Origin of the sequence: Hahella sp. NBU794 (genome assembly GCF_050749805.1) — a bacterium.
In the GTDB taxonomy this organism is placed as follows: Bacteria; Pseudomonadota; Gammaproteobacteria; order Pseudomonadales; family Oleiphilaceae; genus Hahella.
Map to the genome: position 1 here is coordinate 1,632,481 of NZ_CP192738.1, position 24,799 is coordinate 1,657,279.

Below are 24,799 nucleotides of genomic sequence, written 5' to 3' on the forward strand. Positions count from 1 at the left end.
CTCACAGAACTTAATCAGTAAAGGAGACATTCCGTGGCTGAATCAGCACAAGCAATACAACCGGACGCCGAGGCCCGTTTTGAAGCCCTGGTGGAGTCGGTGGTGCATGGTCACGCAACCTTGGGCGAGATCAAGGGGATCACCGACAATGAATTGGAGGCGGTCTACACGGTGGCGTACAACCTGTATCGACAGAATCGCAATGGGGAGTCGGAGAAACTGTTCCGTTTCCTGTGCCTGTATGGGCATTTAGACAAGCGGTTCTGGATGGGGCTGGGCGCCTGTCTGCAACAACAGCAGAAGTATGAGGAAGCTGTGCAGGCGTATTCATACATGGCCATTCTGGATGTAGAGAATCCTCACCCCCCTATGCATGCGGCGTTTTGCTATCTGGCTTTGAACGATCTGGAGAAGGCGGAAAGCGGTATTGAAGCCGCGTTGCATTGGGCGGGCGATAAGGAGCAATACTCCCAGGTGCGCGCCAAGGCTGAGCTTTTACGCTCGGTACTGCAACAGAAAAAGGAGGGCCTGGCCAATGGTAACGGCGGTTGAAAATCAACATTTCAGTTATCCGATAGGCAACTCAGAAGATCAGGAGATTCAGGGGCCTGGTCAGAAAAAGGTCGGTTCCCCGCAGGTCTCGTTTAACCTGCAGGACCCGCAGTCCGGCCCAGCGCAAAATACATCGGGCAAGTCTTTTGCTCCCGACCTGGAGCGGCCGCAACCCCGCTCATCCGATGAATTGGTGGCGTTGTTATTAACGATAAAGTCCAAATCCAGCAATGAGCAGATTGAATCCTCCCAGCAGGACATTCAGCTCAACCGGACCAAGCAGAACCAAAAGCATGATGAAATGCTGGATCAAATACAGAAGTCCATCGAAGCCGGCGATAAAGCCAAAAAAGGCGGTTTATTCGGCAAGATTTTCGGATGGATAGCCAACATCGCGACGGCGATCGCCGGCGCGGTCATGATCGCAACTGGGGTGGGAGCCATTGCGGGCGCAGCCATGTTGGCGTTGGCGGTGGATTCAATGGTGGGTGCGGCCACCGGTCACAGCCTGATGGGCGAGATGACCAAAGGTATAGCCAAGGGGTTACAGGCCATGGGTATGGACGAGAGTGTCGCCAACATTGTTGCTGGCGTCGTCACCGCGGCCGTAACGATCGCTGTCTGCGTCGGCGCCAGTATGGCGTCAGCCGCCAAAGCGGGTTCAGGGTTGATCACCAGACTGGCGTCTTCGCCGGAGCAGATGCAGAAGATTCAAGTGGCTGGGGCTCAAGTGAAGAACGTCGCCTCGGCTACGGCTGGAACTTCTGCAATCGGCGGCGGCGCGTCCCAGATAACCACTGGCGTATACAAGAAGCAGGCGACTGATGCGCGAGCCAATCAAATGGACATGAAGAAGGAGCTCGCCAAACTGCAGGCCGCCATGGAGGCGGAGCAGGATCGCTTGAAGGAAGTCATCTCCAAGCTGAATGAGGGAGTCAGTCGCATCCTGCAGATCATGGGGAACGACCACAGCACCCGCATGCAGATCAGCAGGAATATGGTATAGGAGACTTTTATGAGTGTTAACCCGATAAACGAAGCGAATAATACATTCGCTTTTTCTATTGATATGGAGGGCTCCGCTCCGGTCAAAGGCCCCAAGCAGGAAGCTTCTCTGGTGCTCAGCGACGGCAAGCATGATGTTCCGTTGATACGCTTCAGTCGCGAGACCTATCAACCGCAACTGGAGAGTCCTGACAGCAAAGCCGGAACGCCAGGCAAGCAGTTTGACGGGAAGTTGTCGGAAGCCAAAGCGACCCTGGAAGTGGATATTTTCGCCATCATGAGCTTGATCCACGAACTGGCGCAGACGCAGAAGAAAGGCGCCCGCGACATTCGTCACGGCGAGTATCAGCAGAAGTGGCAGTCGTTGGAAAGCGCTGGCAAGGAACTGCGCGACTCCGCCGGTAAAGAACTGGCTGCGTCGCTGGTGCAGGGCGCATTGCAGATCGCAGGCGGCGCTGTTTCTGTAAAACTGACGATTAAGTCGACGCAGCAGACGAGTGCGCTGATGAAAGACACCAAGCTTGATTCTGCGCAGTTACAGTTGAAACTGCAGGTGCCACAGAACCTGACTAATCTGGGACAGACCTTCACCCAGATGGCGGGTGGCGCCGGCACGCTCATTTCGGCGCCGTTGACCTATGAGTCCAAGCTGGATCTGGAACAGCAGAAGCAGTACGAAGCTGAATCCGAGAAGCATTCGGCGAATATCGACGAAGCCAAGGATTTCATTCAGACCATGAAAGAAATCATGGACGACGTGAGATCCAAGCTGTCCGCTATCGAGCAATCCAAGCACGAAACGCGGCAGAAGATATTCTCGTAATGTTGGTTGTGATGCAGTAACAAAAACGGCTGATCTTGATGATCAGCCGTTTTCTCTTAAATTAAGTCGCTACTTTTAGTTCTGGTGCTGCAACTTACAGCGGAATCCGCTCCACATTGCCTAAACGGCCGTCTTTGAACTCCAGCTGGTAAAATATGTCGCTCCAGTCGCCCGGTACGGTAAATCGGTATGCGCTGAGAATATTTCGCGGGTTTTTCTCAAAGATCTGTTTCCCGTTAATGCTCACGGGCAGGCTGTTTTCGAGCTGGTCGCTGCTGGCGCTATAGCGAATTGTTTGCACGTTCGCCCAAATCACCAGTGGGTCATGGTCTGGCAAGGCGCAGCCGATGACGTCGGCGTTGCGCTGGCAATTCAATTGCGGGCGCCCCAGGTTGGCGGCGGTTTGACGTATGATCTGCTCCAGATCAAAGGTGTAGCTGAACTCCCTGGATTCGCCGTTATGGCTGACTCGCACTTTAATCGAGTCGCCCTGGGGCGGAACGATGGGAAAGACATTTTGCGCCTGTCCTCCCTGGGAGGTATTGATGAAGCCTTTTCCATCGGAATCGTAGGCGATCTCCAGACTGGGCCTGGCGCCATAACACTGGGCGGCGGACGCTCCCAGGAATAGCTGAAACGATCTTCTATATGCTTCGAATTTAAGCGCGGCGAATGGCGCTTTGGCGGCGTCTGCGCCTCGGGCGCGCAGCGGCGTCCAGCTGGGGTCTTGATGGTCGTAACTGTCTGCGTTGTAGCTGACTTTGATATTGAAGGGAATAGGCGCAGCGTCTGCAAAGAGGATATCGCCATACAATTCGGAGCCGGGTTGCAGTCCGATTATGTCAAAAGGCGGTGTGAGACAAAGCTCGCTGGCGCCGCCCGCTTCCACATCACGACAGTTAAGCGACGATTGAAATAAGCGCTCCCCCGGAGTGGGGCCAAAAGCCAGCCCGGCCGCCTGGGCGTCGCAGAGTTCTCGCGCATCCACCTTGCAGCCGCCAGGGGAACATTCGAATACTCTATCCGGCCTGTGCTCCAGTTTGCTGGCAAGCCCATTGCGGCGCACGTCGGTCTGAAACTGTTGCAGCCTGTCCTTAAACTTCATGGCGTCAGTCTGCGCACTGTTCACCGTATCGCCGGCCTCGTCGAACATTTTGGTCATATTTTCTCGCAGCGACGCCTGCTGCTGCTCAATGTACTGGCTGGAATTCGGGTCTGGCCTGATCATTAGTTCGTTAACGGCGCTGTAGCGTTTACCGCTGGAACTGGTGGCTTCCACCACAATGCTGACCCGACTGAAGTCGGTCGCTTCACTGATTGATACAAGGGTCAGCTCCATCTGGCAGTTATCCGGCGCCTGCTTCAACACAGCGCCTTCTTTGCCGAGCACCTGCCAGTGGCAGGTCATGCCGCTCAGATGCTGTCGGCGCTCTGCGTCCAGTTTCACCAAGACTTTTTCGCCGGGCTTGATCATTTTTTCGCCTATGATGTCGACACGATAGGAAGGTGAGTCCTCCTGGCGGATGCTGATATCTCCTCCTACATTGCCGCCGACCATGACGTTATTGTCGCCGCTGTTGTGCTGACTGGCGGTCGGGTCGCGGCTGATGCTGTAGATGATCGTCACAACGCCGGCGAGGATAGAGACGACGGTGGCGAACAATTTGATGGTTTTTGATCCAGAGAGAAACGAATGTGGTTCCGTGGGCGAGGGCTTCGACATAATCACTCCTTCCTTTTTTAGGTGAGTCGCCAGTCCTGAGTGGGGTTGCAAACGTGATTACAGCGATGAGATCAGAGTTCGATTATAAGGGAAGTGATAGACTGTTTTGTATGCGCAACGACTAAGCTTTGGTTTAGGCTGAGGGTTTAGAAAGGCGCTTATCGTTTAGTTATGCGGCCGACCGCAAAGAGGCGGTCGGCCTGCTTGAAGGGAAAAGGTGGGCGGCTATAGTTGTTGCACGTAACGGATGGCGTCTCGCTCGTTGGAGGTGGTCCAGCCGTCTTCCAATATCGCCGTTAGCAAGTTGCGCAGTGGCGTATGCGCTTTCAGGCTGCTTTTGATGATGGGCGTCGACCGGCGCACTCGGTTGACGTAAAGCAACGCTACGTCGTCCGCATCCGAGTTATACGCCCAGTCCAGTTCTTTGAAGACGCTGTAGACTTTGTCCATTTCGTAGCTGCATTTTTCCACCAGATCGCGGGCGATGGCTTCCTCGTCGGTGTTGAACATCTGTGTATGCTTGTCCAGAAAGGTTTTCACGAACGGATCGTTGGAGGCGGCGACTTCAATGTAGGCTTCGTCTGCAACAATGGAACCCAGAACGCCGCCGACAACTGCGCCAATGGCGACGCCCACCGGGCCGGCCCATAATCCCGCTACCGCGCCTCCCGCTGCGCCGCCGGCGAATCCTCCGCCCAGATTGGCTGCTTCTCTGCCTGTCGCCCGGGCTTTGTCCTCGGCGGAGGCGATGTTGTAGATGGCGATGCCGGCGCTTAACAACCAGAGGGCGCGACCGGCTTTACCCAGGCGAATGGCTTTCGCCGAAACCTTGGGGTTCGCTCTGCCGGAACTTTCCACAATCTGCAGAAAGACGTGATCTTGGTCCGCTTTGCTCAGTTGCGAGAAAGATTTGCTGAACAGACGCTTGGCGTACTTGTCGCACAGCACATCTAAATCCAGGCCTTTCGCTTTGAGGGCGCGGGCTTTGGCGCGTCCGATATCGCTGGACTTGGTTCTGGCCCACTCCATGATTTCATTACGCATCTGGTTGGCGGCTTGCGCCGCTTCGCTGGGACTCATCTGACGACTGTTGACGAGGTCTTTCAACGATTCCGCGTAGGCTTTGGTTTTCTCCATGTACATCCGGCGGACGTTGCTGTCTTGAATAAAGCGTTGCCCGAAATTGACCGCCTGGATTTCAAACTGCCTGATGGCTTCATGCGCGCTGTTATTGTTGGATTGATTGTCCGGCATACTAGGTTCCTTTTAGTCGCTTTTAGCAATGATTATCTGCGTGCGTCGGAAAAACTTATCGGAGCGCTGAACTCCAGGAACCGCCTCGGCTTTCCACATAAAGCGCGGCTCCAGCAACCATTCCGCCCGGATCTTGAGGCCCGGCCAGAAGATGAAATCGATGTGATTGGCGCGTGCGTCAATGAATTGAAATACGCCCCCAGTGTATTCGGCGGAGAGCGTGACCTCTTCTTTCACCTGACCGCTACCGTCGAGGTGTTGTATATGCAGCGTTTCTTCGTAGGGGCAGTCTTCGCTGAAGAAGGCCAGATAGTCCTGGTCCCGGGTGAAATGCGCTTCGTAGACGAGGCCTTCCGGCGTCGGAAAGGGGAAAGTCGCCTTGTCTGCAAGGGCGAGGGCGTTGGTTTCTTCTCGGATCGGGGCAGTCATACGCTTTATGCTCGTGATGTGAGTTCAGTCCTTTAGCTCTTTGCAAAGCGTTCGCCGCTCCACCATAGCGTGGCGGGGAAGGGTTAGGCAAGTTTTTGATGAAGCCCATGGGCTCGGCGTTGAGGAGGCATTGAGCGCACGATGAAAACAGGCGGCCATCGTGCGCGAAGGGCGGCTATTTCATGCCAATGGACTTCAAGAACTCGTCTTCCGTCATTCTTGGATGATCCCCGACGAAGGCATAGCCCGCGGGTTTGTGGTCGATATAAATCTCGCCCGCCATTTTGAACTGCGACTGATCATCGAACAGACCACTCCAGAGATATTTTTCGCCTGTTGGCTTCAGGTGGTAGTACAGGTTGGTTCCGCAATGTTTGCAGAACGCCCGCTGCGCCCATTCCGATGAATCGTAAGCGGTGATGCTGTCTTCGCCTTCGAATACGGCTTCCTGTGCGGAGATCGCCATGGAAGGTCCGCCATTCCAGCGCCGGCACATGCCGCAGTGGCAGGCATGGTATTCAGGATTGACGTTCTTTGCGGCCACTTTCACTGCGCCACACAGGCATTGGCCGGTTAATGGCCCGGCGATAGTCTTGCTTTCGCTCATGTAGTATCCCTCTGACTTTTTACTTGGTTTTATCGTATGTTTCGCAACGGCTTTGGTTTCGTCACAGCTTTAATCTCGACACGACAATACTACCTGTCTGCTACTGACAGCATTGTGTCAGGAGCCGGCGGCCAGATTACAATTTTCCGCCGTGAAGAACAAAAGCGAGCCGCAACTCCTTTTTCTTTATCAACCGCAATGAGAGTCCCAGTCATGACTGAGCGTGTGAAATGTCAAAACCTGTCGTGCGACCATATGATCTTGCCCAGCACCGCTGAGCGCACAGGTGGTTTGTGCATGCCCTGCGCCTTAGAGCAGGAGCGGGAAGCGAAGAGAGAGTACATACGCAAACACAGCAAAGTTATTGACCCCTACGCAGGTCTGACTGACAGGATTGATATCATAAAGGCGTATCACCTCCCTGCGCCTGGGGACCCCTTAATTACTTACACCCCATTTCCAGGGGCTATCGATAAGGTTTATCAGGCGTTGACGGGAGATGAAGCGCAACGCTTGGCGGAATATGCCGCCGAGCAGCTTGAGACCGATGAAGACGATAGCGCAATAGAAATCGCCATGACGCTGGCGGCGTTCACGGATGCGGACCTGGCGGCCGTGCAGAAATGTCTCCTGTCTAGCGAGTGTTATGAGCCAGCCATACTATTTCACGGCGCGAGCGAAGAGGTGGTCAATCTCTTGGTAGAACGCTTGGGAGCAGACCCTGATCTGGACGGCCGTATTCTTGAAGCCCTTGCGTGGAGTGAGGACAGAAGGGTTGCGACCTATATTGCGCAATGGACGCAACAGCCGCCGGATTGGGCGTCGCGTCTGAATGTATCGGTGATGAATTATATGGCTGAGGCGGGCTGGACGTTGGATTGTCATCATCAGTCGCGAAAACTCTATTTGGATGCCTGCTACGCGCTAGCGCCCAGCGATACTGAAACGAGCGACGCCATTCGCGTAGGCGGTATTGATGCGTCAATCTGCCCTTGGTGCGAAGGCGAACTCACGCGTTTATTTGATCTCAATCTTCAAGACCCGAGGTTGGCGCTTTTCCCTTGGCGGGGAAACCGCTTGATCCTGTCGACCTGCCTGCTTTGCGCCTGTTTTGCTGAGGAGATCTACATGCATCATGACCAGGAGGGAGAGCCTGTTTGGTCGTCGCACAGCAAAAAGTCAATCTATTCTCCTGACTACTCTGAGATAGTGGAACCGCTCGCCACGCTCAATTGGAAGCTGTCCTACCAGCCGAGGAAAGCCCGCTTCGCCGCCGTTCCCTTCGTCCCCACAACATTCTCGCAGATCGGCGGTATGCCCACCTGGGAACAACGCGCGGCCTATCCTGACTGTCCCGAATGTCACGAAGTCATGACGTTCATTGGTCAGTTGAACATGGCGGAGGTGACTGAGTTTGGAGAGGGAACCTACTACGCCTTTCTCTGCCCAGGCTGCCGTATCTCGGCGACAAACTATCAGCAGACGTGAAGGTAGAGAGGGAAAGGTCTGGTTATTTATCCGCTAGCGGCTTGGGCGAGTCAGTGGGTTCCACTGCCTGGCGAGACTTGTTTCTAACGTTATTAACCGCCGTACTCAACGGATAATACACCCAGTTAGTCAGTTCCCGCGGCGCCAGCATCGGGCGGATATCAACTAATGGCGTGTTGGCATTCAGCCAGGCGTTAAATTGGTCTGGCGTCAGTAGCACGGGCATGCGGTGGTGTAATGCCTGTAAAGAGGGGGAGGCCTCGGTGGTGATGATGGCGCAGGATTCGAGATAAGCGTCGCCTTTGCTCCAGATATCCCAAATGCCGCCGAAAAAGCAGCGCCCAGACTCTGGCTTGATGTAATAAGGCTGTTTGACGCCGTTTTCCAGCTTCCACTCGATAAAGCCGCTGGCGGGAATAATGGCGCGGCGGCGCTGGAATGAAGTTTTGAAGGCCTTGCTGGTTTCAATGGTCTCCGCTTTGGCGTTGAACATGTTGTACTTGGCGGTTGGCTCCGGCGCCCAGCTTGGGGTCAGCCACCAGCGCATGCCCCTGAAAAAATTCTTCATCTCTTCCTGCACCGCCACCATCACTTCTTCCGTGGGGGCGATATTGAACAAATCATCCTGGTAAAAATGCGACTTCAATCCGGTGGTGTCGAATCCGAGCGAGTCCATCAGGGCGATCACGACAGGGGAGTCGGTGACGTTGAATCTTCCACACATAGCAGCCTCGGCGTAATGGCGGAGCCTATGGCAAGTGTAGACTGTAATTCTGTGATGATTGCGTAAGTCTGGATGGAGATGACGTGATCGTAACAAACAACATGCAGGATATAAGCCGATTTATGTCAAATATGCGAAAACAGTGGAAATTCCCTCTTGGTAATATGACGGGCTGGCGCTTATAGTTATCCCTGCCTGTTTACCACTGGTGAGCTAGTTAAGTTTGCCGTAGCTTGATTCTCCAGAGTATTGCCATGCTTGAGCCATTAAAAATTCTTAGGGAAATATTTCAGGAGGCTGCTGATTTACACGCCGCCAAAGACCTGTCTGAACTGATTGTCGACCGTGTGCAGTCCGCCATGCGGGCGGATGTATGCAGTATTTATTTGTTGGATGAAACCTCCCAGGAATTGGTGTTGATGGCGACTCGGGGGTTGGACCCTGAATCCGTGGGACGCGTGCGTCTGCCCGTCGGGCAGGGGCTGGTCGGTTATATCGCGCAGCATCAGTCATTGATGAACGTGGACAGCGCGGAAAAGCACCCTAACTTCAAATACTTCCCGGAAACCCGCGAAGAACGCTTCTCAGCTTTTCTGGGCGCGCCGATTATCAACTTCCGCAAGAATATCGGCGTGATCGCGGTGCAAAAGAAAGAAGCCGCCTACTTCAGCGATGAGCAGGAAGCCTTCGTCGTGACGATCGCCGCCCAATTGGCCGGCCCATTGAGCCAATGGGTGCAGCAGGACGGCGTGTTTGATCGCGAAGTCTGCCGTGATAAGTTCAAGGCGAATCTGAAATTCCGTGGCGTCAAAGGCGCCGCGGGAATGGCGATTGGACGCGTGCACTGGATCGGCAAAGGCCATGATCTGGCGTCGGCGCCGGACCGGGAAGGCAAAGATGCGGAGCTGGAAATCGCCCGTTTCAGCAAGGCTTTGGAGCTGGCGAAAGAGGAACTGAACGCCAGTGGCGAGCGTATGGCGGGCACGCTGCCAAAAGATGTGCTGGCGCTGTTTGGTGTGTATCGCATGATCCTGGAAGATCAGGAACTGACTACCGAAACCGTCAATCACATCCACTCTGGATTATGCGCCTCTTCCGCTTTGCGCAAAACCGTTGAAGCGCACGCCCGTGTATTTGAGAAAATGGATGACGCCTATTTGCGCGCCAAAGCGGACGATATCCGTCATATCGGCAATCGCATTTACGCCAATCTGCGTGGCGTCGACAGTCCTGACGTCATTGCCGTCAGCGAACCCACTATTATCGTCGGAAACAACCTCAGCATTACTGATGTCGCCCAGTTTCCGCCGGAATATCTGGCGGGGCTGGTGTGCACCAGCGGCTCCTCCTTGTCGCACATCGCCATATTGGCGAATGCGCTGGGGATTCCCGCCGTCATGGGGATCGGCGACATCAAACCCGCACTGATCGAAAATGCGGAAGCGGTGGTGGACGGCTACCGGGCCGTGGTGGTGTTCAACCCGGTGGACGCCCTGCGCAAAGAATTCAAACGTCTGGCCAAGCAAGAGAAGAAGTTGATCAAAGGGCTGGACGAGCTGCGCGATCTGCCGGCGCAAACCCCCGATGGCTTCCGCGTCAAACTGTTCGCCAATACAGGATTGCTGGCGGATATTTCGCCAGGACTGTTACGCGGCGCGGAAGGCGTGGGCCTGTATCGCTCGGAAATACCATTTATGGTGCATGAGTCCTTCCCCTCGGAAGAAGAACAGGTGCAGATCTACCGCAAAGTGTTGGAAGCCTATGCGCCGAGACCTGTGTACATGCGCACTCTGGATATCGGCGGCGATAAAAATCTGCCTTATTTCAGCTTTACGGAAGAGAACCCGTTTCTGGGATGGCGGGGGATACGCTTTACGCTGGATAACACCGGTATCTTCATCAGCCAGATTCGCGCCATGCTGAAAGCCGGGCGTTACCTCGGCAACCTGAAAATCCTGTTGCCGATGGTCAGCCGTCTGGATGAAATCGAAAGCTTCAGAAGCCTGCTGCGAGAGGCGATCGGTCAGCTCAGAGAAGCCGGCGTAGATGTCGATGAGCCGCAAGTCGGCGCGATGATTGAAGTGCCCTCAGCCATGGTGCTTTTGGAAGATCTGACGCAGATGGTGGACTTCTTCTCCATCGGCAGTAACGACTTCACTCAGTACATGTTGGCGGTGGACCGTAACAACGCCAAAGTGTCTGACCTCTACGACTGGTTGAACCCGGCGGTGCTGCGTTCCATTGGCCGTGTGGTGAAAGTGGCGAAGAAACATGGCGTTCCTGTCAGCGTGTGCGGCGAAATGGCGTCCGATCCTGCGGCGGTATTGCTGCTGTTGGGTATGGGGGTGGAGATGCTCAGCCTGTCCGCTTACAACCTGCCGAAAACCAAGTGGGTCATTCGCTCTGTCTCGCATCAGACGGCGGAGAAACTGTGGAAAAAAGCCTCGCGCATGCGCAATGAGAAAGAGATTCGCGCGATGCTGAACGAAGTGCTGGATCAGCATGGACTGGGCGGATTGATTCGTGCGGGGTCGCAGTAGCCCGGTCAAACCCGGCGCTAGGCGACATCCCGCCTTAGCCCCATGGCGGAGGGCCTCGTTCCAGGGGCTTTCCGCCAAGTATTATTCACCCAAACAGGTGATTTCAAGACACTCCCTTCCTTGCATAATTCCCGAAGTCCGTTGCGGTTTTAGTTTGCGCTTTGCGGAAAACGCAGATAGAACGCAGCGACGCTGAAGCGTTAACGGACTGCGGTAGCCGCTGCGGCGGCGACAATTTCCTCAAACACTTCCATCATGTAAGACATAGTAGAAAAGCATGTTGCGCAAGACTCTATATCGGGCCACGTTGGCGCTTTGTTTTATTATGCTGGCGATGGCTATTTGGTTATGGATGCATCGTTCTATGGAGCTTGAATTCAATCGCCCCGGATTGCTGTCTGGAATCACCCCTAATGCGCCGCCAGCGCTGTATGACGCGCAGGCGGGACAAGGCCCGCAACAAATACGTGACATGGATTAGATAGCGTGAAAGCAAAGCTTGCTTGTTAGGAGGCTGATGTATATATCTAAAGCCCATGGACGAAAAACTGATACAACAAGAATTACAACGCGGTTTTAAGTGGCTTAAGTTCGCCCCTCCTGTGGAGGAGGCTTATCGCGCGTTCCACAATCAGCGAGTGCAGGCGCGTTTGCCGTTGGTGCATGCGACGGCGCTGGCGTTCATCATCATCTATTCTTTGCTGGACTATTATCTGTTCCCTCAGCAGATCGCCAGCTGGACCATTCCTATTCGCCTGTTTCTGGTGTGTCCGATTATCGCCCTGGCGTTATACGCGGGCATGCATTCCTGGCCCCGGCGCTGGTTCATGCCGCTTTATAACGGCACCTATGCGCTGGGCGGTCTGAGTGTGGTGGCGATTATCTGGATTGCGCATTCGCAGAATGTCATGGTGCCCTACGACGGCCTGTTCCTGGTGCTGATCTACGGCTACTTTCTCATGGCGATTCCTTTCTACGTCGCCACAGCGATATCCACTTTGATCTACGGCGCCTATCTGTTGGTGGAGCTGGATGTCGGCATGGACGCTACGACGCTGGGGTTCAACGCCTTTTTTCTGTTCGGCGCCAACTTGATCGGGGCCGTGGGTTCGTATATTCAGGAGCACGCGCAACGGACGCTGTTTCTGAATCTGCAATTGGTCAAAATCGCCCAGCGTGGGGCGGAGCGCGCCAATCGATCCAAGACCCGTTTTCTGGCTGCGGCCAGCCACGACTTACGTCAGCCCCTGAACGCCATGAGCATGTTGGCGGAAAGTCTGTCCGCAAAGATGGATCGTAATTCGGAAGAGGGGGTTATTGTCGGCAAGTTGCGCCGCTCTCTCAGTCAGTTGAGCGATCTGTTCAAGTCGCTGCTGGACATGTCGCAGCTCAGCATGGGCGTGGTTAAACCCAACCCCCGTCACTTCTATCTGCATGAGCTGGTGCGTCGGGTGGCGATGGAGTTTGACGCCATAGACATCCCATCAGCCCGTCCGGAGCGTATTGAAACGGACTGTGATGAGGAGCTGGTCGCTTATTCCGATCCTATTTTGCTGGAGCGCATGCTGCGCAACTTGATCACGAATGCGCTGCAGCACGCTGACGCGAAAGCGATCCGGGTGAACTGCCGCCGGCTCAATAATGTGCTTGAAATCCATGTGGTTGACGATGGCGTCGGCATTCCCTCCAGAGACATCAAGCGCATATTTAAAGAGTTTCAACAGGGCGGCGATGAGGAAGGCAGACCGCGTACGGGCATTGGTCTGGGGTTAGCGATAGTGCGGCAACTGGCGGGATTGCTGGGCGGCGCGTTGTCGGTGAAGTCTTCTCCAGGCGCCGGCGCGGATTTCAGTTTCACGATTGCGTGCGGGCGCGCCAATCTGGTGGCGCCGCAACCGGAAGCCTATCCGGAAACCCGCACCCTGAGCGGCATGTCTGTGTGGCTGGTGGAAGACGATCAACCCAGTCGGGAAGCCATGCGGCAGCTATTGGACGCCTGGGGCGTGCAGGTGGCGGCGTTCGCTGACGCCAAAACAGCGATGGGCAGACTGCATGACGAGACGCCGGATATGATTCTGTCGGATTATCGCTTGGGCGGCGCCATTTCCGGGCTGGACGTGGTGCTGTCGTTGCGCCGCCAAAGCGGGCGCGACATTCCCGCGGTGATAATTTCCGCCGATGTGGAAATGCTGCAGGTGGAGGCCGGACGTTATCCCAGCATTATTTTCGTCGCCAAACCGGTCACCCCGGCGCGCTTATATCTGATCCTGAGCAGAGAGTCCGCTCGCGCAGTAGTTGAGAGCGCCGCTGAATAAACTTGGTCAGGCGTCCACCAGATGCAGTCGCGTGGCCACGCTGACGCACTCCGTTCGGTTGTGCACATTCAGGTGCATGAACAACGCCTTCAAGTGTGACTTCACCGTGTCTTCCGTCAGACTCAGCTCCGAGCAGATTCTCTTGTTTGGCAACCCTTTGGCCAGCAGTTGCAGCACTTCCATTTGCCGGGGAGTGATGGAGTCCAGCCGTAGCTGGCTGTCCTGAACTGGCGCCTGATTGCGATGGGTGTAGAAGTCGGGGACGTACTGTTTGCCATTAAGAATCTGGCGAATCGCCAGATTGATCTCCATGGCGCTGGAGGATTTACTGATAAACCCGATGGCTCCGCTGCGCAGAGACAACTCCACATCTTCGATATCTTCGGAGGCGGACAGAATGGCCACGGGGATATAAATGCGCTTGCACGTCAAGTAGCGGAGAAACTTGAATCCGCGGCCGTCGGGCAAAGAAAGATCCAGTAGTATCAGGTCAAAACTTTGATCGGTATCCAGCAAGGTCTGCGCCGCCTGACAGTTGAAGGCGTTCACCAGATCAATGGGAACCTGTTGGGCGGTGAGGGCGACACGCAGGCCGTCGATAACGAGCTGGTGATCGTCAACCACCAATACCCGTAAATGATTCGGTACAAAAACCGCTGAAGAGGCGCTTATGCTCACGTTGACTCTCCCTGCGCCGTTCGGCGCCGTTTCTTTTTGTTATAAACCAAAAATTATACGCCGATAGAAACGCTGAACAGTGAACGATTGCTAGTTTTTGGGAACAGAATGGGATGCGGAAGGATTGCATTTAAGCGCGTCTATCTGTGAGGCGCTAAATGAGGGCGAGGCAGAGGGGGCGATTAGATGGGAGACAGTAGAAAACAGGAGACAGCAGGAGCCTGGAGATAGAAGAACAATCCCGGGACGCAATCAGACGCGCCCCGGGATGGCGGGATGCCGTCAGGCGGCGGGGGCCTGCGTGGGCTGTGTTTCGATAGCGACTTGCAGGATGCTCTGACGCAGCTCCGCATTCAGCACCAAACGCGCGTCTTCCGCGATATTGTCGAGATCTTCGTCGTAAACGATATGTCCTTCTTCATCTACCTGAATGATCTCATTGCTTTTCAGGTTGTTGATGAAGTTGCGGAACAAGGCTTTATCGAAGAACTCCGGCGCGTTGAGGCCATACAGGATGGACATGCGCTCCGCCATGGACGTGCTCTGTTCCTCCAGCGCATTGGCGGTGATCGCGCCTTTGCCGTGACGACGCAGAATAGCGATGGAGATGTAGTAACGCTCCAGAGTCGGGATGATGGTTTTCGCCAGCGCGTTGAGCAGAACGAATTCCCGGGAGCCGGCCATCGGACGGTACAGGTTGTCCTTGTCCTTCAGCAGCAGGTTGCTTTCGCACAACGTCTCGATCCAGCGCTCGATTTCCGGGTCCACATCGTCCTTGTGCCAGCGCAGGAACAGCTCTGACTTGATGTAGGGGTAGATCGAACTCACCAGCCACACCAGCTTGGTGCGGTCCATGGTGCTGTTGTTCTGGAATAAACTGGCGACCAGCGCGGGCAGCGCCAGGAAGTGCAGAATATTGTTGCGGTAGTAGGTCAGCAAAATAGCGCTGGAGCCTTCCAGGCTGATGATGTCGCCCAGCTTTTGATGCTGACGCAGCGCCAGCCCCATGCTTTCGGTGTATTTGACCCAGTCCGCGCCGCAGCCTTCCGGGAAACTCATTTCATTACTGTAAGGATGCATGCGCAGTAACGAGACCACTGCGTCGCAATGATCCGCCAGCATTTTTTCATCCATCGCCTGCTTGGGCGTGGCCAGCAACAGGGTGGCGACGATGTTAATGGGGTTGAGCGCCGCTGCGTTATTGATGCGGGTGGCCACCATTTCCGCCAGCTCGTCGATCATGTGTGGCATCCACTTGGGACGCGCTTCCTGATCGTAGGCCTGATCGCGCCAGTGCGGCTGTACTTTGTCGAGCACGTCGGACAACGCGAAGGGCTCGCCGAAGTTAACGCTGACGCGTCCGAAGGAGTTGCGCAGGTTACGCAGGGATTTGAACAGGCCGAAGATGTTTTCGTCTTTTTTCTTCTTGCCGCGCAGCTCGCCGAGATAAGAGCGCGCTTCCAGGATTTTCTCGTAGCCGATATACACCGGCACAAAGGTGATCGGTTTTTTGTAGTTACGCAGATAGCTGCGCACGGTCATCATCAACATGCCCGCTTTCGGCTGTAAAGTACGCCCGGTGCGGCTGCGGCCGCCTTCCACGAAATACTCCACCGGATGGCCGCGGGTGAACATGGAGTGCATGTATTCATTGAATACGGCGGTGTACAGCTTGTTGTTCTTGAAGCTGCGACGCATGAAGAAGGCTCCGCCCCGACGCAGAATCGGTCCCACTACAGGCATGTTCAGGTTAATGCCAGCGGCGATATGGGGCACCATCAAACCATTGCGGTACAGCACGTAAGAGAGCAATAAGTAGTCGATGTGACTGCGATGACAGGGCACATAGACCACCGCGCTGGACTTGGCGGCCTCTTTCACGGCGTCAATGTTGTTGATGTTGACCCCGTTATAAATCTTGTTCCAGACCCAGGTCAGAATGATATCGAGAAAGCGCACTGCAGCAATGGATACGTTGGAGGCGATTTCGTCCGCATATTTCCGCGCCCGCTCTTTGGCTTTCTGAGGGGGGATATTTTCTTTCTTGGCGGTTTCTCGAATCGCGTCCTTGACGGCTGGACTGCGAATCAGCGTGGACACCAGGGTGCGACGGTGAGACAGGTCAGGACCGACCACCGCCTGCCGCATGCGGCGGAAGTGTACGCGCAGCAGACGCGCCAGTTTGCGGTTGGCGCGTTGCGGGTCCTGGGTGTCGTCGACGATATAGCGCAGGGAAATCGGCTTGCTGAACTGAATGAAGGTATTGCGCCCGTGAATCATGATGGTCAGGAACTGGCGCAAGCGGCCGGCGATGGACCATGTGTCCGCCAGCATCAGTTTGAACAGGGAGCGCTCTTTCTCCGGCGTGCGGCCCCAGAACAGAGAGACCGGCACGATCTGCACGTCCAGTCCCGGGTCTTTTTGCGCGGCGCTCACCAACTGCTTCAGCCGCTCAGTGATAATCGGCGTATGGCGACGTCGAAACATCTGCCCGCGCTTTTCATATAAAAAGAAGTGGCTGCGCGACAGAACCGCGTCCCGCAAGGTCAGGGGCGCCTGGGAGGAGGGCAGGCCGGCGAGGCGGCACTCCTGCTCCAGCACCAGACGACTGCTGAGCGAACTGTGCTGCAGAACGTAGACGACGGGTTTTTCCGGGTCCAGTCCCAACTGCTTGGCGTCGTTGCCGATAACATCCGTCCTGACCCATAAAAATAAAATTTTGCGGAGCAGGTTAAAGAAAAAAGAAGTGATTCCGAGCATGTAAAATACCGTTTAGCCCTGGCGAAGTGCCCGCTAGTTTAACGGCTCCGCCATAGACAGGCAAAGCTCGGAAATGCTTGATTTTCAGCGGCTATATTCCGCGAGGATTGGGTTTGCGCAAACTTTCTGCAATGTAATGTAGAAGCGAAATGGGAATCTTGCAAAGCGGGATGTGACTCCTTATTCTTCTTTTTCTTTGCGTCCTCCTGTTGCGGCTTAACTTTCAAACATTTCATTTAACTTCAATCTGTTGTGAGGACTGGATTATTGGCGAATGGAATGTTGCAAGGTGTGTTTTAAACAACTTATGCGCCGCCTCTTTGGCGCTCGTTCCTTTATATAGCGAACGCGAGACCCTTCAATGATAAAAATTCAGAATCTGGAAAAGAAATACGGCGATATTCAGGCCGTATCCGGCATTTCTTTTGATGTTGCTCCTGGCGAAGTTTTAGGCTTTTTAGGTCCTAACGGAGCCGGCAAAACCACTACCATGCGTATGATCACCGGTTATGTGCAGCCCAGCGGCGGTTCCGTCAGCGTGATGGGGATTGATGTGGCGCAGTCGCCGCAACAGGCGCAAAAGATCATGGGCTATCTGCCGGAAGGCGCGCCTTTATATGGCGAGATGACGGTGGCGGCCTTTCTGGGTTTCGTCGGACGGGTGCGCGGACTGCGCGGGGCGCAACTGAAGCAGCGCATGGAGCAGGTGGTCGCCCAAGTTTCCCTTCAGCATGTCATGCAACAACCGATTGAAACGCTGTCCAAGGGCTTCAAGCGTCGCGTCGGACTGGCGCAGGCGCTGATTCATGATCCGCAGGTGCTGATTCTGGACGAGCCCACGGATGGACTGGACCCCAACCAGAAGCACGAAGTGCGCAAACTGATTCAGAATCTGTCCAAAGACAAGATCGTGGTGATCTCCACACACATACTGGAAGAGGTCGATGCGCTGTGCTCTCGCGTGGTGATCATTTCCAAGGGCCGTATCGTCGCCAACAGCACGCCGGCCGAACTGGCCACGCAGTCCCGTTTCCACAAGGCGATATTCCTGCGTTTCTCCCAGGCCTATGAGGCGCTGCCGTCCCTGGAGGCGTTGCCGGAAGTGGGGGGCGTAGAGCAGGTGGACGATGCGAGCTATCTTCTTTTCGCGGCCCCGGATAAAGCGCCGTTGCATGCCGTGAACCAGCTTATTCACTCCCGCAACTGGGACGTGGAGGAGCTTCACGTAGAACGCGGCAGACTGGATGACGTATTCCGTCGCTTGACCATGGAGGCGGCATGAACGGCGTAGGCATTGTTTTCAAACGTGAGCTGCTGAGTTACGTTTCAACCTCATTGGCGTACTTGTTTACTGTCATCTTCCTGGTGCTCAGCGGCATATTCACCTTTTACCTGGGACATTTTTTTGAACGCGGACAGGCGGATCTGGAAGCGTTTTTCAACTATATTCCCTGGCTGTTCGTGGTGCTGGTGCCGGCGTTGACCATGCGCTTATGGGCGGAGGAACGCAGCACGGGCACCATTGAATTGCTGCTGACCTTGCCTGTGCCGCCCTTCGTATGGGTGCTGGGTAAATTCATGGCGGCCTGGGTGTATCTGGCTGGCGCGCTGGCGCTGACCACCCCCTTCTGGTTTACCGTCAACTATCTGGGAGACCCGGATAATGGCGCTATTCTGGCTGGCTATATCGGCAGCTGGTTTATGGCGGGCGGATTTCTGGCGTTGGGCTCGATGTTCTCCGCCGCCACTAAAAATCAGGTGATCGCCTTTATTCTTACGCTGGTGGTGTGTTTCCTGTTGGTGGCCTCCGGCTTCCCCATGGTGCAGGATTTCTTCTCCGCCTGGGCGCCGAATGGCGTATTGGACCTAGTGGCGGACCTCAGTTTCTTCCGTCATTTCGAAGCCATATCCCGAGGCGTCATCGATCTGCGCGACGTGCTCTATTTCGGCTCGATTATTGTGCTGGGCGTCTGGGCGACGGCGCATCTGGTCAAGCGTACGGCATCAAACTAAGGAGACGTCATGAAGCGAGCGGGTTTTGTCGTAATCGTTGTGATCGCCGCCCTGGCGCTGTTCAATCTGGCGGTGCAGCGGGGCATGAGCGGGTTCCGCTGGGACCTTACTGAAAACAGTCTTTACACGTTGTCTGATGGCGCGCGCTCCATTCTGGGCGGGTTGTCCAAAGACATCGAATTGACAGTGTACTACTCCGAAGGCGCCTCCAAGGATCTGCCGGCGTTGCGCGCTTATGCGCGTCGGGTGCAGGAGCTGCTGGAAGAATTCGAGCAACTCAGCGGTGGCAAAATCACCCTGAAGAAAGTCGATCCGGTTCCTTTCTCAGAAGAAGAAGATGAAGCCACCGCCGCTGGCCTGCAGGCGATTCCCGTCGGCGTGGCGGGCGATAATGTCTTTTTCGGACTGGTGGGTAAGGCCGGCGACAAAGAAGAAATCATTGCATTCTTCCAGCCTAACAAAGAGCAGTTTCTTGAGTATGAACTGAGCAAACTGATCTACAACCTGGATCGCGCGCAACCGCCGGTTGTTGGCGTCATTTCCAGTCTGCAGATCAACGGCGGCTTTGATATGTACCAGCAATCCCAGCAGCCGGCCTGGATTGTCATGCAACAGATTGAAGACCTGTTTGACGTGCGCTGGATGCCCGAGGACTTCGACGCAGTCGATGAGGATGTGGACGTTCTCATGATCGTGCACCCCAAAGACTTGTCCCGGCAGGCGCAGCTGGCTATCGATCAGTTTGTGTTGAAGGGCGGTCGCGCTTTGGTGTTCGTCGATCCCAATGCGGAGCAGGATCAACCCGGCATGCCGATGATGGCGGCGAATATGCCTCGTCGCAGTCAGTTGGATTCATTACTGAAAGCCTGGGGCGTCAGTCTGAAAGAAAACGCGGTGCTGGCTGACTTTAAAAACAGCATGGTGGTTGGCGTCGGTCAGGCGCGAACGCCGGTGCGTCACTTGGCGTTATTGGGCCTGGCGGAAGACAGCATGACTCAGAGCGACATTATGCTGGCGGGCCTGGAGAGCATTAACGTCTCCACGCCAGGGATACTGGAGAAAGTCGAAGGCGCGACCACCAGCTTCAAGCCTTTGCTGACTTCCAGCGACGAGTCCGCGCCTATTGAAGAAAGCGCGTTCGCCAATATGCAGAACCCTGAGTCACTATTCGAAAAATTCAAAGCCACCGGCGAACAGTACGCCATGGCCGCGCGGCTGGAAGGGCCCGCCAAGACGGCGTTTCCTGACGGTATCGACGTTACTGAAGAAGTAAAAGACGAAGCGGCGCAGGATGATCCGGCGAAAGACGCCGCTGAGGGTGAAGGCGCCGCCCCTGCCGAGCCGAAAACTGTGACCCGGCATGTCGCTCCAGGCGTTACCCAAAGCGATAACATTAATGTGGTCGTCATCGCTGACACGGACATCCTGACGGATCGTCTCTGGGTGCAGGTGCAGGAGTTTTTTGGGCAGCGCATCGCCAGCCCCTGGGCGAACAATGGCGACCTGGTGGTGAATGCGCTGGATTATTTGGCCGGCAACCCCAGTTTGATCAATATCCGCTCGCGGGGGCGTTTTACCCGTCCATTTGAGAAAGTGGATGAGTTGCGCCGCACTGCAGAGGAGAAGTTCGCGGATCAACAGCGTGAACTGCAGGATCGTCTCTCGGAAACGGAAGAACAACTGGCGGAGTTGCAACAGGCGCGGCAGGGCGGCGACGAAGTCGGTAGCGGCGTATTGTTGACGCCGGAACAGGAAAAGGCGCTGCAGGACTTCCAGGAGGAGAAACTGCGTATTCGCAAGGCGCTACGGGATGTGCAACATAACCTGGATCGAGATATTGATGATCTCGGACGGCAATTGAAGCTGGTCAATATCCTGATGGCGCCGCTGGCGTTGACGGTTCTCGCGTTGATCGTGATGTTGTGGCGCAGACGCGGCGTCAAAAAAAGCGTTTAATAAAATATCGGAAGTTGAAGGAGACAGGCGGTGGCGGTTTCGTTTAGTTATCATCCTGCGCTGGTGAGCGGTCTGGAAAGCGGCGCCCGTCGCCATATTTATTTTCACGAAGACAAGCTATTGCTGCCCGCGCCGGATGCTCAACCCTGGGATGCGGAAGAAGTCGATAACCCGGAAGGCCCGGTGTTTCTGTTGGGAGAAGTCGACGGCGTCAGCTGCAGTGTCGGCAGTCTCAAGACGACGCCGGCTGGATGGACGGAAGTGGGTTTGCGGGATTATCTGCTTGGCTGCGCGGACATTGAAGACTTCCGGGTGATTAACGCGGCCTCGCAATTGCTCTACTGGCTGCGCACCCAGAATTTCTGCAGTCGCTGCGGGGAACGCCTGAGCTTCAACGAAAAAGACCGTGGCCTGCGCTGTCATGGTTGCGGCTACATTTCCTATCCTAAGGTGTCTCCCTGTGTCATCGTGGTGGTGCACCGTGGCGATGAAATTCTGCTGGCGCGGTCTCATCGCTCTTTCAGCAAACTGCCTACATTCAGTTGTCTGGCGGGTTTCATTGAGGCGGGAGAGAGTGCGGAAGAAGCGGTGGTCAGAGAAGTGATGGAGGAGTCGGGGGTATTGGTGTCCGATATCGAGTACGTCACCTCCCAGGCCTGGCCATTTCCTCATCAGCTGATGCTGGGGTATCACGCCCGTTATGTGTCCGGCGATCTCAATATCGACACGACGGAATTGAAAGAAGCCGCCTGGTTCAAAGTTGATCAATTGCCTGCGGTTTCGCCGATGAAAACCATTGCCGGTCGCCTGATCGACGCCTATGTGGCCAAGTTCCGGTGATCGCCTGAGATGACGGCGAACGCGCATGAGACGACAGGGGCAATCGCGCCGGCGTTGATTATCGACTCCGGCAGCGGTGGTCTTTCTATTTGGAGCCATATTCGTCGCCACACGCCCTGGCTGCCCACCCTGTATCTCGCTGACTTCGGCTTTTATCCCTATGGCGATAAAAGCGAGCAGGAGATAGAAACCCGCGTGCGTCATATTGTGGAGCAGATCAGCGAACGCTATCCCGCACAGTTGATTGTCGTCGCCTGCAATACCGCCAGCACGGTCGTATTGGATCATTTGCGCGCCCGCTTCGAGCAGCCTGTGGTTGGCGTGGTGCCGGCGATCAAGACGGCGGCGACGCACACTAAGAAGCAGGTCATCGGCTTGCTGGCGACCCAGGGAACCGTACGCCGTGCGTATACCGACGAACTGATTCGGGACTTCGCCAGCCATTGTCAGGTCATTAAAGTCGGCGCGCCGGACTTGGTGCAGTGGGGAGAGGACTGGGTTCGCGGACACAGTCCGGACATGACGCGACTGCGCGCAGTCATCCAGCCGTTTCTGGATGCGGAGGCGGATCAGGTGGTGCTTGGCTGCACTCACTTTCCTTTGTTGAAGCCGTTTCTTTGCCAATTGGCGCCGGACATCAACTGGGTGGACTCCGGCGAGGCCATTGCGCGCCGGGTCGCTTACCTTCTTCAAGGGCAACAGAGCGATGATGGAGCGGGGATGAGAAGCATAGAGTCGACGAGCCATCGGGCGTTTTATTCCGGCGCTAAACAGGACCGCGACTGGGAGCGGGGCGCGACAGCGTTAGGCTTTTCTTCCGCAGAACAGATTGTGTTGTAAAAGATTGGCTGAGTCAGGACGACGCGATCCATGCGTCAACGAAGCGAAGTCGACCGGGCTTAGAACAGCCGGGTCAATTTGAACATGCAGAAAAACTCCAACAACGGCGTCGCCTTGTGGTGGCAGCAATAAGTTTTCTCCACCTCTCCGCGAAAGCGGGTTTTAGTGAACTCCAGCCCTTTGAAGTTATAGAGAAAGTTGCCTTTGGCGTAGACGAGTCGCAGCATCTTTTTCAGTAATTTGGCTTCCTGAACCTCGTCATCAGCAGATAGCATCAACGGAATCAAGCCCAAATCCAGATAAGGAACGCCTTCCTGTTTAAACACGTCCATGGCGTGGGCCATGATGGTGTAAAAAAGCCCCTGTTTGAAATTGGCGCTGGCGCGGGAAATGTTGGGCACGTAGCTGATGATCTCATTCTTGTAATAGATGGGATCGAAATAGATAAAGCCCACTGCCTCGCCGTTTTGATACGCATAAAAATGGCGCTCATTCTCCTTGTAGTTCATCTCCATCGGACGAATCAGAAAGCGGATTTCATTACTCTTGCACTTGCGGGTCTTGATCCAGGCTTCGGAAATCTCCCGAGTGTGGTCGTCGCTGAAGCGTTCCCTTACTGTGACGCCTTGTTTTTCCGCCTGGTTCAGCGCCGTGCGCAGCACCTGTTTCTTCTTGCCGCTCAAGCTCCAGTCTTTCAACGCAATGCGCGATTCGGAGCCAAACTGAGTGCCATACATACCGAAGCGACGATGCAGAATATCCACTACCGTCTTGGTCACCTGAACGTGATTGGCGTGGGGATAACGATTGTGGAAACGGGTCAGCATCAGCTCGAAGTTATGCGGCGCGCAGACCGGATCGGACAACACGAATATCCGTCCCCACTTGCGCATGTAGGCGATGTAGCCCACGCCGCGGATATCGAAATACTGCATATCCGGCTGCAGAGTGGAGAACGCCTGCGAATGGGAACCGAACTCTTTGAGGTAATTAACGCGTTCAGAGAAAGTAAAGTTGCCTGCGCCTAACTCGCTGAGCGAGTCCAGCGCTATCGCCTGGTTGCTCATTTCCTGACTCCTTCGTTGTTATTTTGTATTTTTCCGGCGTCGGGGTTTGTAACCCTTACAACCGGGTCAGGCTTGTTTGCGTCCGAGTACGGACCAGTAACAATTCATGTTCAGGAGCTTGAAGAACTTTTTGCTGCGGATATCCAGCCCTTGTCTCTCCATATACTCGGGATAGTTGTAGATGTTGTGCATGGCGTTATTCGCCATCAGCCAGAACAAAGACACCGCGACATACCAGTAGGCCTGTTTGAATACGCGGGATACGATATTGCCGGTAGGAAAGGCGAAGTCTCCGACCACAATTGCGGCGCCTGGTTTGGCCAGCTCAATCAAGTGGCGCAACACTTCTTCCATCATGCTCTCACTGAAGACATTGAGGAAAAAGTTGGCGACCACCATGTCGTAGTGCTCCACCTCGTTAAATTTGAAAATGTCGCTGTGGACCTGACGGATTTTCAGGTGCTGCTTGCCGGATGCGTTCAGCCCATCCTGAAACTTGCTGAGCATGGTGGCGGACAGGTCAACGACCGTGACATCCGCGCCCAGCTCCGCGGCGTGGATAGCGTCTTTGCCATGACCGACGCCCGCGAACAGGATCTTGTCGCCAGGTTTTACATTGTCTGGCGTGACCATGCCGATTTTGCATTGATGGATGGATTTGCCGCTGTACAGCGCGCTGAGGAAGTCGTAGACCGGACCGATGAGACGATATTTATCCCTGGCGTTCTTTACGCCAACTGCGTTGGTGGTCATGTTGTGTTTCGCCCTTGTTAGTTATTGTTATGGGGGAATACTAAATTAACTTATCGTAACAAGACTGTGCGTCAGGCCTCACTTTTACCTTGCTCGATTTAACGAAATGAGGGCGAAAACCATAAAAATTCAAATGGTTAATTTGGATTGTAAGACAATGTTAACGAGGGTTGTGCGCAAGTTCACATGCATCTAAGCGGGTGCGACTTTTGGCGTATTGCATTTAAGAGTAAGTGCTCTAATTAACTTGTTTAATATTTACCGGCGAGGGCTTAACATAGCCACGCCCGTATTGGTTTGAAGGCGCAGATGAAGGTCAGCGGCTTGGGAGTCGAACCAGCGGTGCGAACAATCCTATTTGCAGATGATTGAGTCAGGGAATGATGCAGTCTTTTGTTTCCGATGTCGTCGACTCGCGGAAGCGGTTTTCAC

Annotated in this window: 21 protein-coding genes; 12 read left to right on the plus strand and 9 right to left on the minus strand. The window is 55.0% G+C overall.

Features of this window, described 5'->3' with window-relative positions; translation table 11 throughout:
- Positions 1 to 33: 33 nt before the first annotated feature.
- The 3 genes from ACQYWX_RS07400 to ACQYWX_RS07410 are packed head-to-tail and all read left to right on the plus strand — an operon-like array spanning position 34 to position 2,380.
- Entirely contained in the window at positions 34 to 552 is a 519-nt protein-coding gene (locus ACQYWX_RS07400) for a SycD/LcrH family type III secretion system chaperone (protein WP_127969169.1), read from the plus strand.
- Positions 536 to 1,558 carry a type III secretion system translocon subunit SctE gene (sctE, locus tag ACQYWX_RS07405; protein ID WP_431688359.1) on the plus strand — a complete coding sequence of 341 codons (1,023 nt, stop codon included), beginning with the start codon at positions 536 to 538 and terminating at the stop codon, positions 1,556 to 1,558. The genes ACQYWX_RS07400 and sctE overlap by 17 nt, the downstream gene beginning before the upstream one ends.
- Before the next feature lie 9 nt (positions 1,559 to 1,567).
- Positions 1,568 to 2,380, plus strand: coding sequence for a hypothetical protein (locus tag ACQYWX_RS07410; RefSeq protein WP_127969171.1), 813 nt, complete (start codon positions 1,568 to 1,570; stop codon positions 2,378 to 2,380).
- Between the two features lie 94 nt (positions 2,381 to 2,474).
- On the opposite strand, the gene ACQYWX_RS07415 is transcribed toward ACQYWX_RS07410, so the two are convergent.
- The 4 genes from ACQYWX_RS07415 to ACQYWX_RS07430 all read right to left on the minus strand — a co-directional run bounded on the left by ACQYWX_RS07415 (position 2,475) and on the right by ACQYWX_RS07430 (position 6,393).
- Positions 2,475 to 4,103: a hypothetical protein gene (locus tag ACQYWX_RS07415; RefSeq protein WP_431688360.1), complete on the minus strand. Its 1,629-nt coding sequence runs from the start codon at positions 4,101 to 4,103 to the stop codon at positions 2,475 to 2,477.
- Positions 4,104 to 4,328: 225 nt separating this feature from the next.
- A complete protein-coding gene (locus ACQYWX_RS07420) occupies positions 4,329 to 5,357 on the minus strand; it encodes a hypothetical protein (RefSeq protein WP_216734885.1) in 1,029 nt (342 codons plus the stop codon).
- A gap of 12 nt (positions 5,358 to 5,369) precedes the next feature.
- Positions 5,370 to 5,786 (minus strand): hypothetical protein, encoded by a 417-nt coding sequence (locus tag ACQYWX_RS07425; RefSeq protein WP_431688361.1) that lies wholly within the window; start codon positions 5,784 to 5,786, stop codon positions 5,370 to 5,372.
- Positions 5,787 to 5,961: 175 nt separating this feature from the next.
- Positions 5,962 to 6,393: a GFA family protein gene (locus ACQYWX_RS07430; RefSeq protein ID WP_216734883.1), complete on the minus strand. Its 432-nt coding sequence runs from the start codon at positions 6,391 to 6,393 to the stop codon at positions 5,962 to 5,964.
- Between the two features lie 297 nt (positions 6,394 to 6,690).
- Here ACQYWX_RS07430 and ACQYWX_RS07435 point away from each other — a divergent pair, with 297 nt between their 5' ends.
- The gene (locus ACQYWX_RS07435; RefSeq protein ID WP_431688363.1) at positions 6,691 to 7,881 is read left to right on the plus strand and encodes a hypothetical protein; all 1,191 of its coding nucleotides are present in this window, start codon (positions 6,691 to 6,693) and stop codon (positions 7,879 to 7,881) included.
- 22 nt (positions 7,882 to 7,903) lie between these two features.
- On the opposite strand, the gene ACQYWX_RS07440 is transcribed toward ACQYWX_RS07435, so the two are convergent.
- Positions 7,904 to 8,605 carry an SOS response-associated peptidase gene (locus ACQYWX_RS07440; RefSeq protein WP_431688364.1) on the minus strand — a complete coding sequence of 234 codons (702 nt, stop codon included), beginning with the start codon at positions 8,603 to 8,605 and terminating at the stop codon, positions 7,904 to 7,906.
- Positions 8,606 to 8,859: 254 nt separating this feature from the next.
- Here ACQYWX_RS07440 and ptsP point away from each other — a divergent pair, with 254 nt between their 5' ends.
- The 3 genes from ptsP to ACQYWX_RS07455 all read left to right on the plus strand — a co-directional run bounded on the left by ptsP (position 8,860) and on the right by ACQYWX_RS07455 (position 13,460).
- A complete protein-coding gene (gene ptsP, locus ACQYWX_RS07445) occupies positions 8,860 to 11,145 on the plus strand; it encodes a phosphoenolpyruvate--protein phosphotransferase (RefSeq protein ID WP_216734881.1) in 2,286 nt (761 codons plus the stop codon).
- Between the two features lie 277 nt (positions 11,146 to 11,422).
- Complete coding sequence (locus tag ACQYWX_RS07450) at positions 11,423 to 11,626, plus strand: hypothetical protein (protein WP_216734880.1); 204 nt, start codon at positions 11,423 to 11,425, stop codon at positions 11,624 to 11,626.
- 55 nt (positions 11,627 to 11,681) lie between these two features.
- Entirely contained in the window at positions 11,682 to 13,460 is a 1,779-nt protein-coding gene (locus tag ACQYWX_RS07455) for an ATP-binding protein (RefSeq protein WP_431688365.1), read from the plus strand.
- Between the two features lie 6 nt (positions 13,461 to 13,466).
- On the opposite strand, the gene ACQYWX_RS07460 is transcribed toward ACQYWX_RS07455, so the two are convergent.
- Together ACQYWX_RS07460 and plsB are read right to left on the minus strand one after the other, a co-directional pair.
- Positions 13,467 to 14,138: a response regulator gene (locus ACQYWX_RS07460; RefSeq protein ID WP_216734878.1), complete on the minus strand. Its 672-nt coding sequence runs from the start codon at positions 14,136 to 14,138 to the stop codon at positions 13,467 to 13,469.
- A gap of 282 nt (positions 14,139 to 14,420) precedes the next feature.
- Positions 14,421 to 16,898: a glycerol-3-phosphate 1-O-acyltransferase PlsB gene (gene plsB, locus ACQYWX_RS07465; RefSeq protein ID WP_431688366.1), complete on the minus strand. Its 2,478-nt coding sequence runs from the start codon at positions 16,896 to 16,898 to the stop codon at positions 14,421 to 14,423.
- Positions 16,899 to 17,259: 361 nt separating this feature from the next.
- Here plsB and ACQYWX_RS07470 point away from each other — a divergent pair, with 361 nt between their 5' ends.
- From ACQYWX_RS07470 to murI, 5 genes are read left to right on the plus strand one after another with little or no spacing between them, the layout of a single operon-like run.
- Complete coding sequence (locus ACQYWX_RS07470) at positions 17,260 to 18,180, plus strand: ABC transporter ATP-binding protein (protein ID WP_431688367.1); 921 nt, start codon at positions 17,260 to 17,262, stop codon at positions 18,178 to 18,180.
- Positions 18,177 to 18,911: an ABC transporter permease gene (locus ACQYWX_RS07475; protein ID WP_216734875.1), complete on the plus strand. Its 735-nt coding sequence runs from the start codon at positions 18,177 to 18,179 to the stop codon at positions 18,909 to 18,911. Before ACQYWX_RS07470 ends, ACQYWX_RS07475 begins: the two co-directional genes overlap by 4 nt.
- Before the next feature lie 9 nt (positions 18,912 to 18,920).
- Complete coding sequence (locus ACQYWX_RS07480; RefSeq protein ID WP_431688368.1) at positions 18,921 to 20,867, plus strand: Gldg family protein; 1,947 nt, start codon at positions 18,921 to 18,923, stop codon at positions 20,865 to 20,867.
- A 30-nt stretch (positions 20,868 to 20,897) separates the two neighbouring features.
- Positions 20,898 to 21,707, plus strand: coding sequence for an NAD(+) diphosphatase (nudC, locus tag ACQYWX_RS07485; RefSeq protein WP_431688369.1), 810 nt, complete (start codon positions 20,898 to 20,900; stop codon positions 21,705 to 21,707).
- Between the two features lie 9 nt (positions 21,708 to 21,716).
- Complete coding sequence (gene murI, locus ACQYWX_RS07490; RefSeq protein ID WP_431688370.1) at positions 21,717 to 22,547, plus strand: glutamate racemase; 831 nt, start codon at positions 21,717 to 21,719, stop codon at positions 22,545 to 22,547.
- A gap of 59 nt (positions 22,548 to 22,606) precedes the next feature.
- Here the strand turns inward: murI and ACQYWX_RS07495 are convergent, their stop codons facing one another.
- Both ACQYWX_RS07495 and ACQYWX_RS07500 read right to left on the minus strand, forming a co-directional pair.
- Positions 22,607 to 23,614: a DUF2156 domain-containing protein gene (locus tag ACQYWX_RS07495; protein ID WP_431688371.1), complete on the minus strand. Its 1,008-nt coding sequence runs from the start codon at positions 23,612 to 23,614 to the stop codon at positions 22,607 to 22,609.
- A gap of 66 nt (positions 23,615 to 23,680) precedes the next feature.
- The gene (locus ACQYWX_RS07500) at positions 23,681 to 24,367 is read right to left on the minus strand and encodes a class I SAM-dependent methyltransferase (RefSeq protein WP_431688372.1); all 687 of its coding nucleotides are present in this window, start codon (positions 24,365 to 24,367) and stop codon (positions 23,681 to 23,683) included.
- Between the last annotated feature and the right edge of the window lie 432 nt (positions 24,368 to 24,799).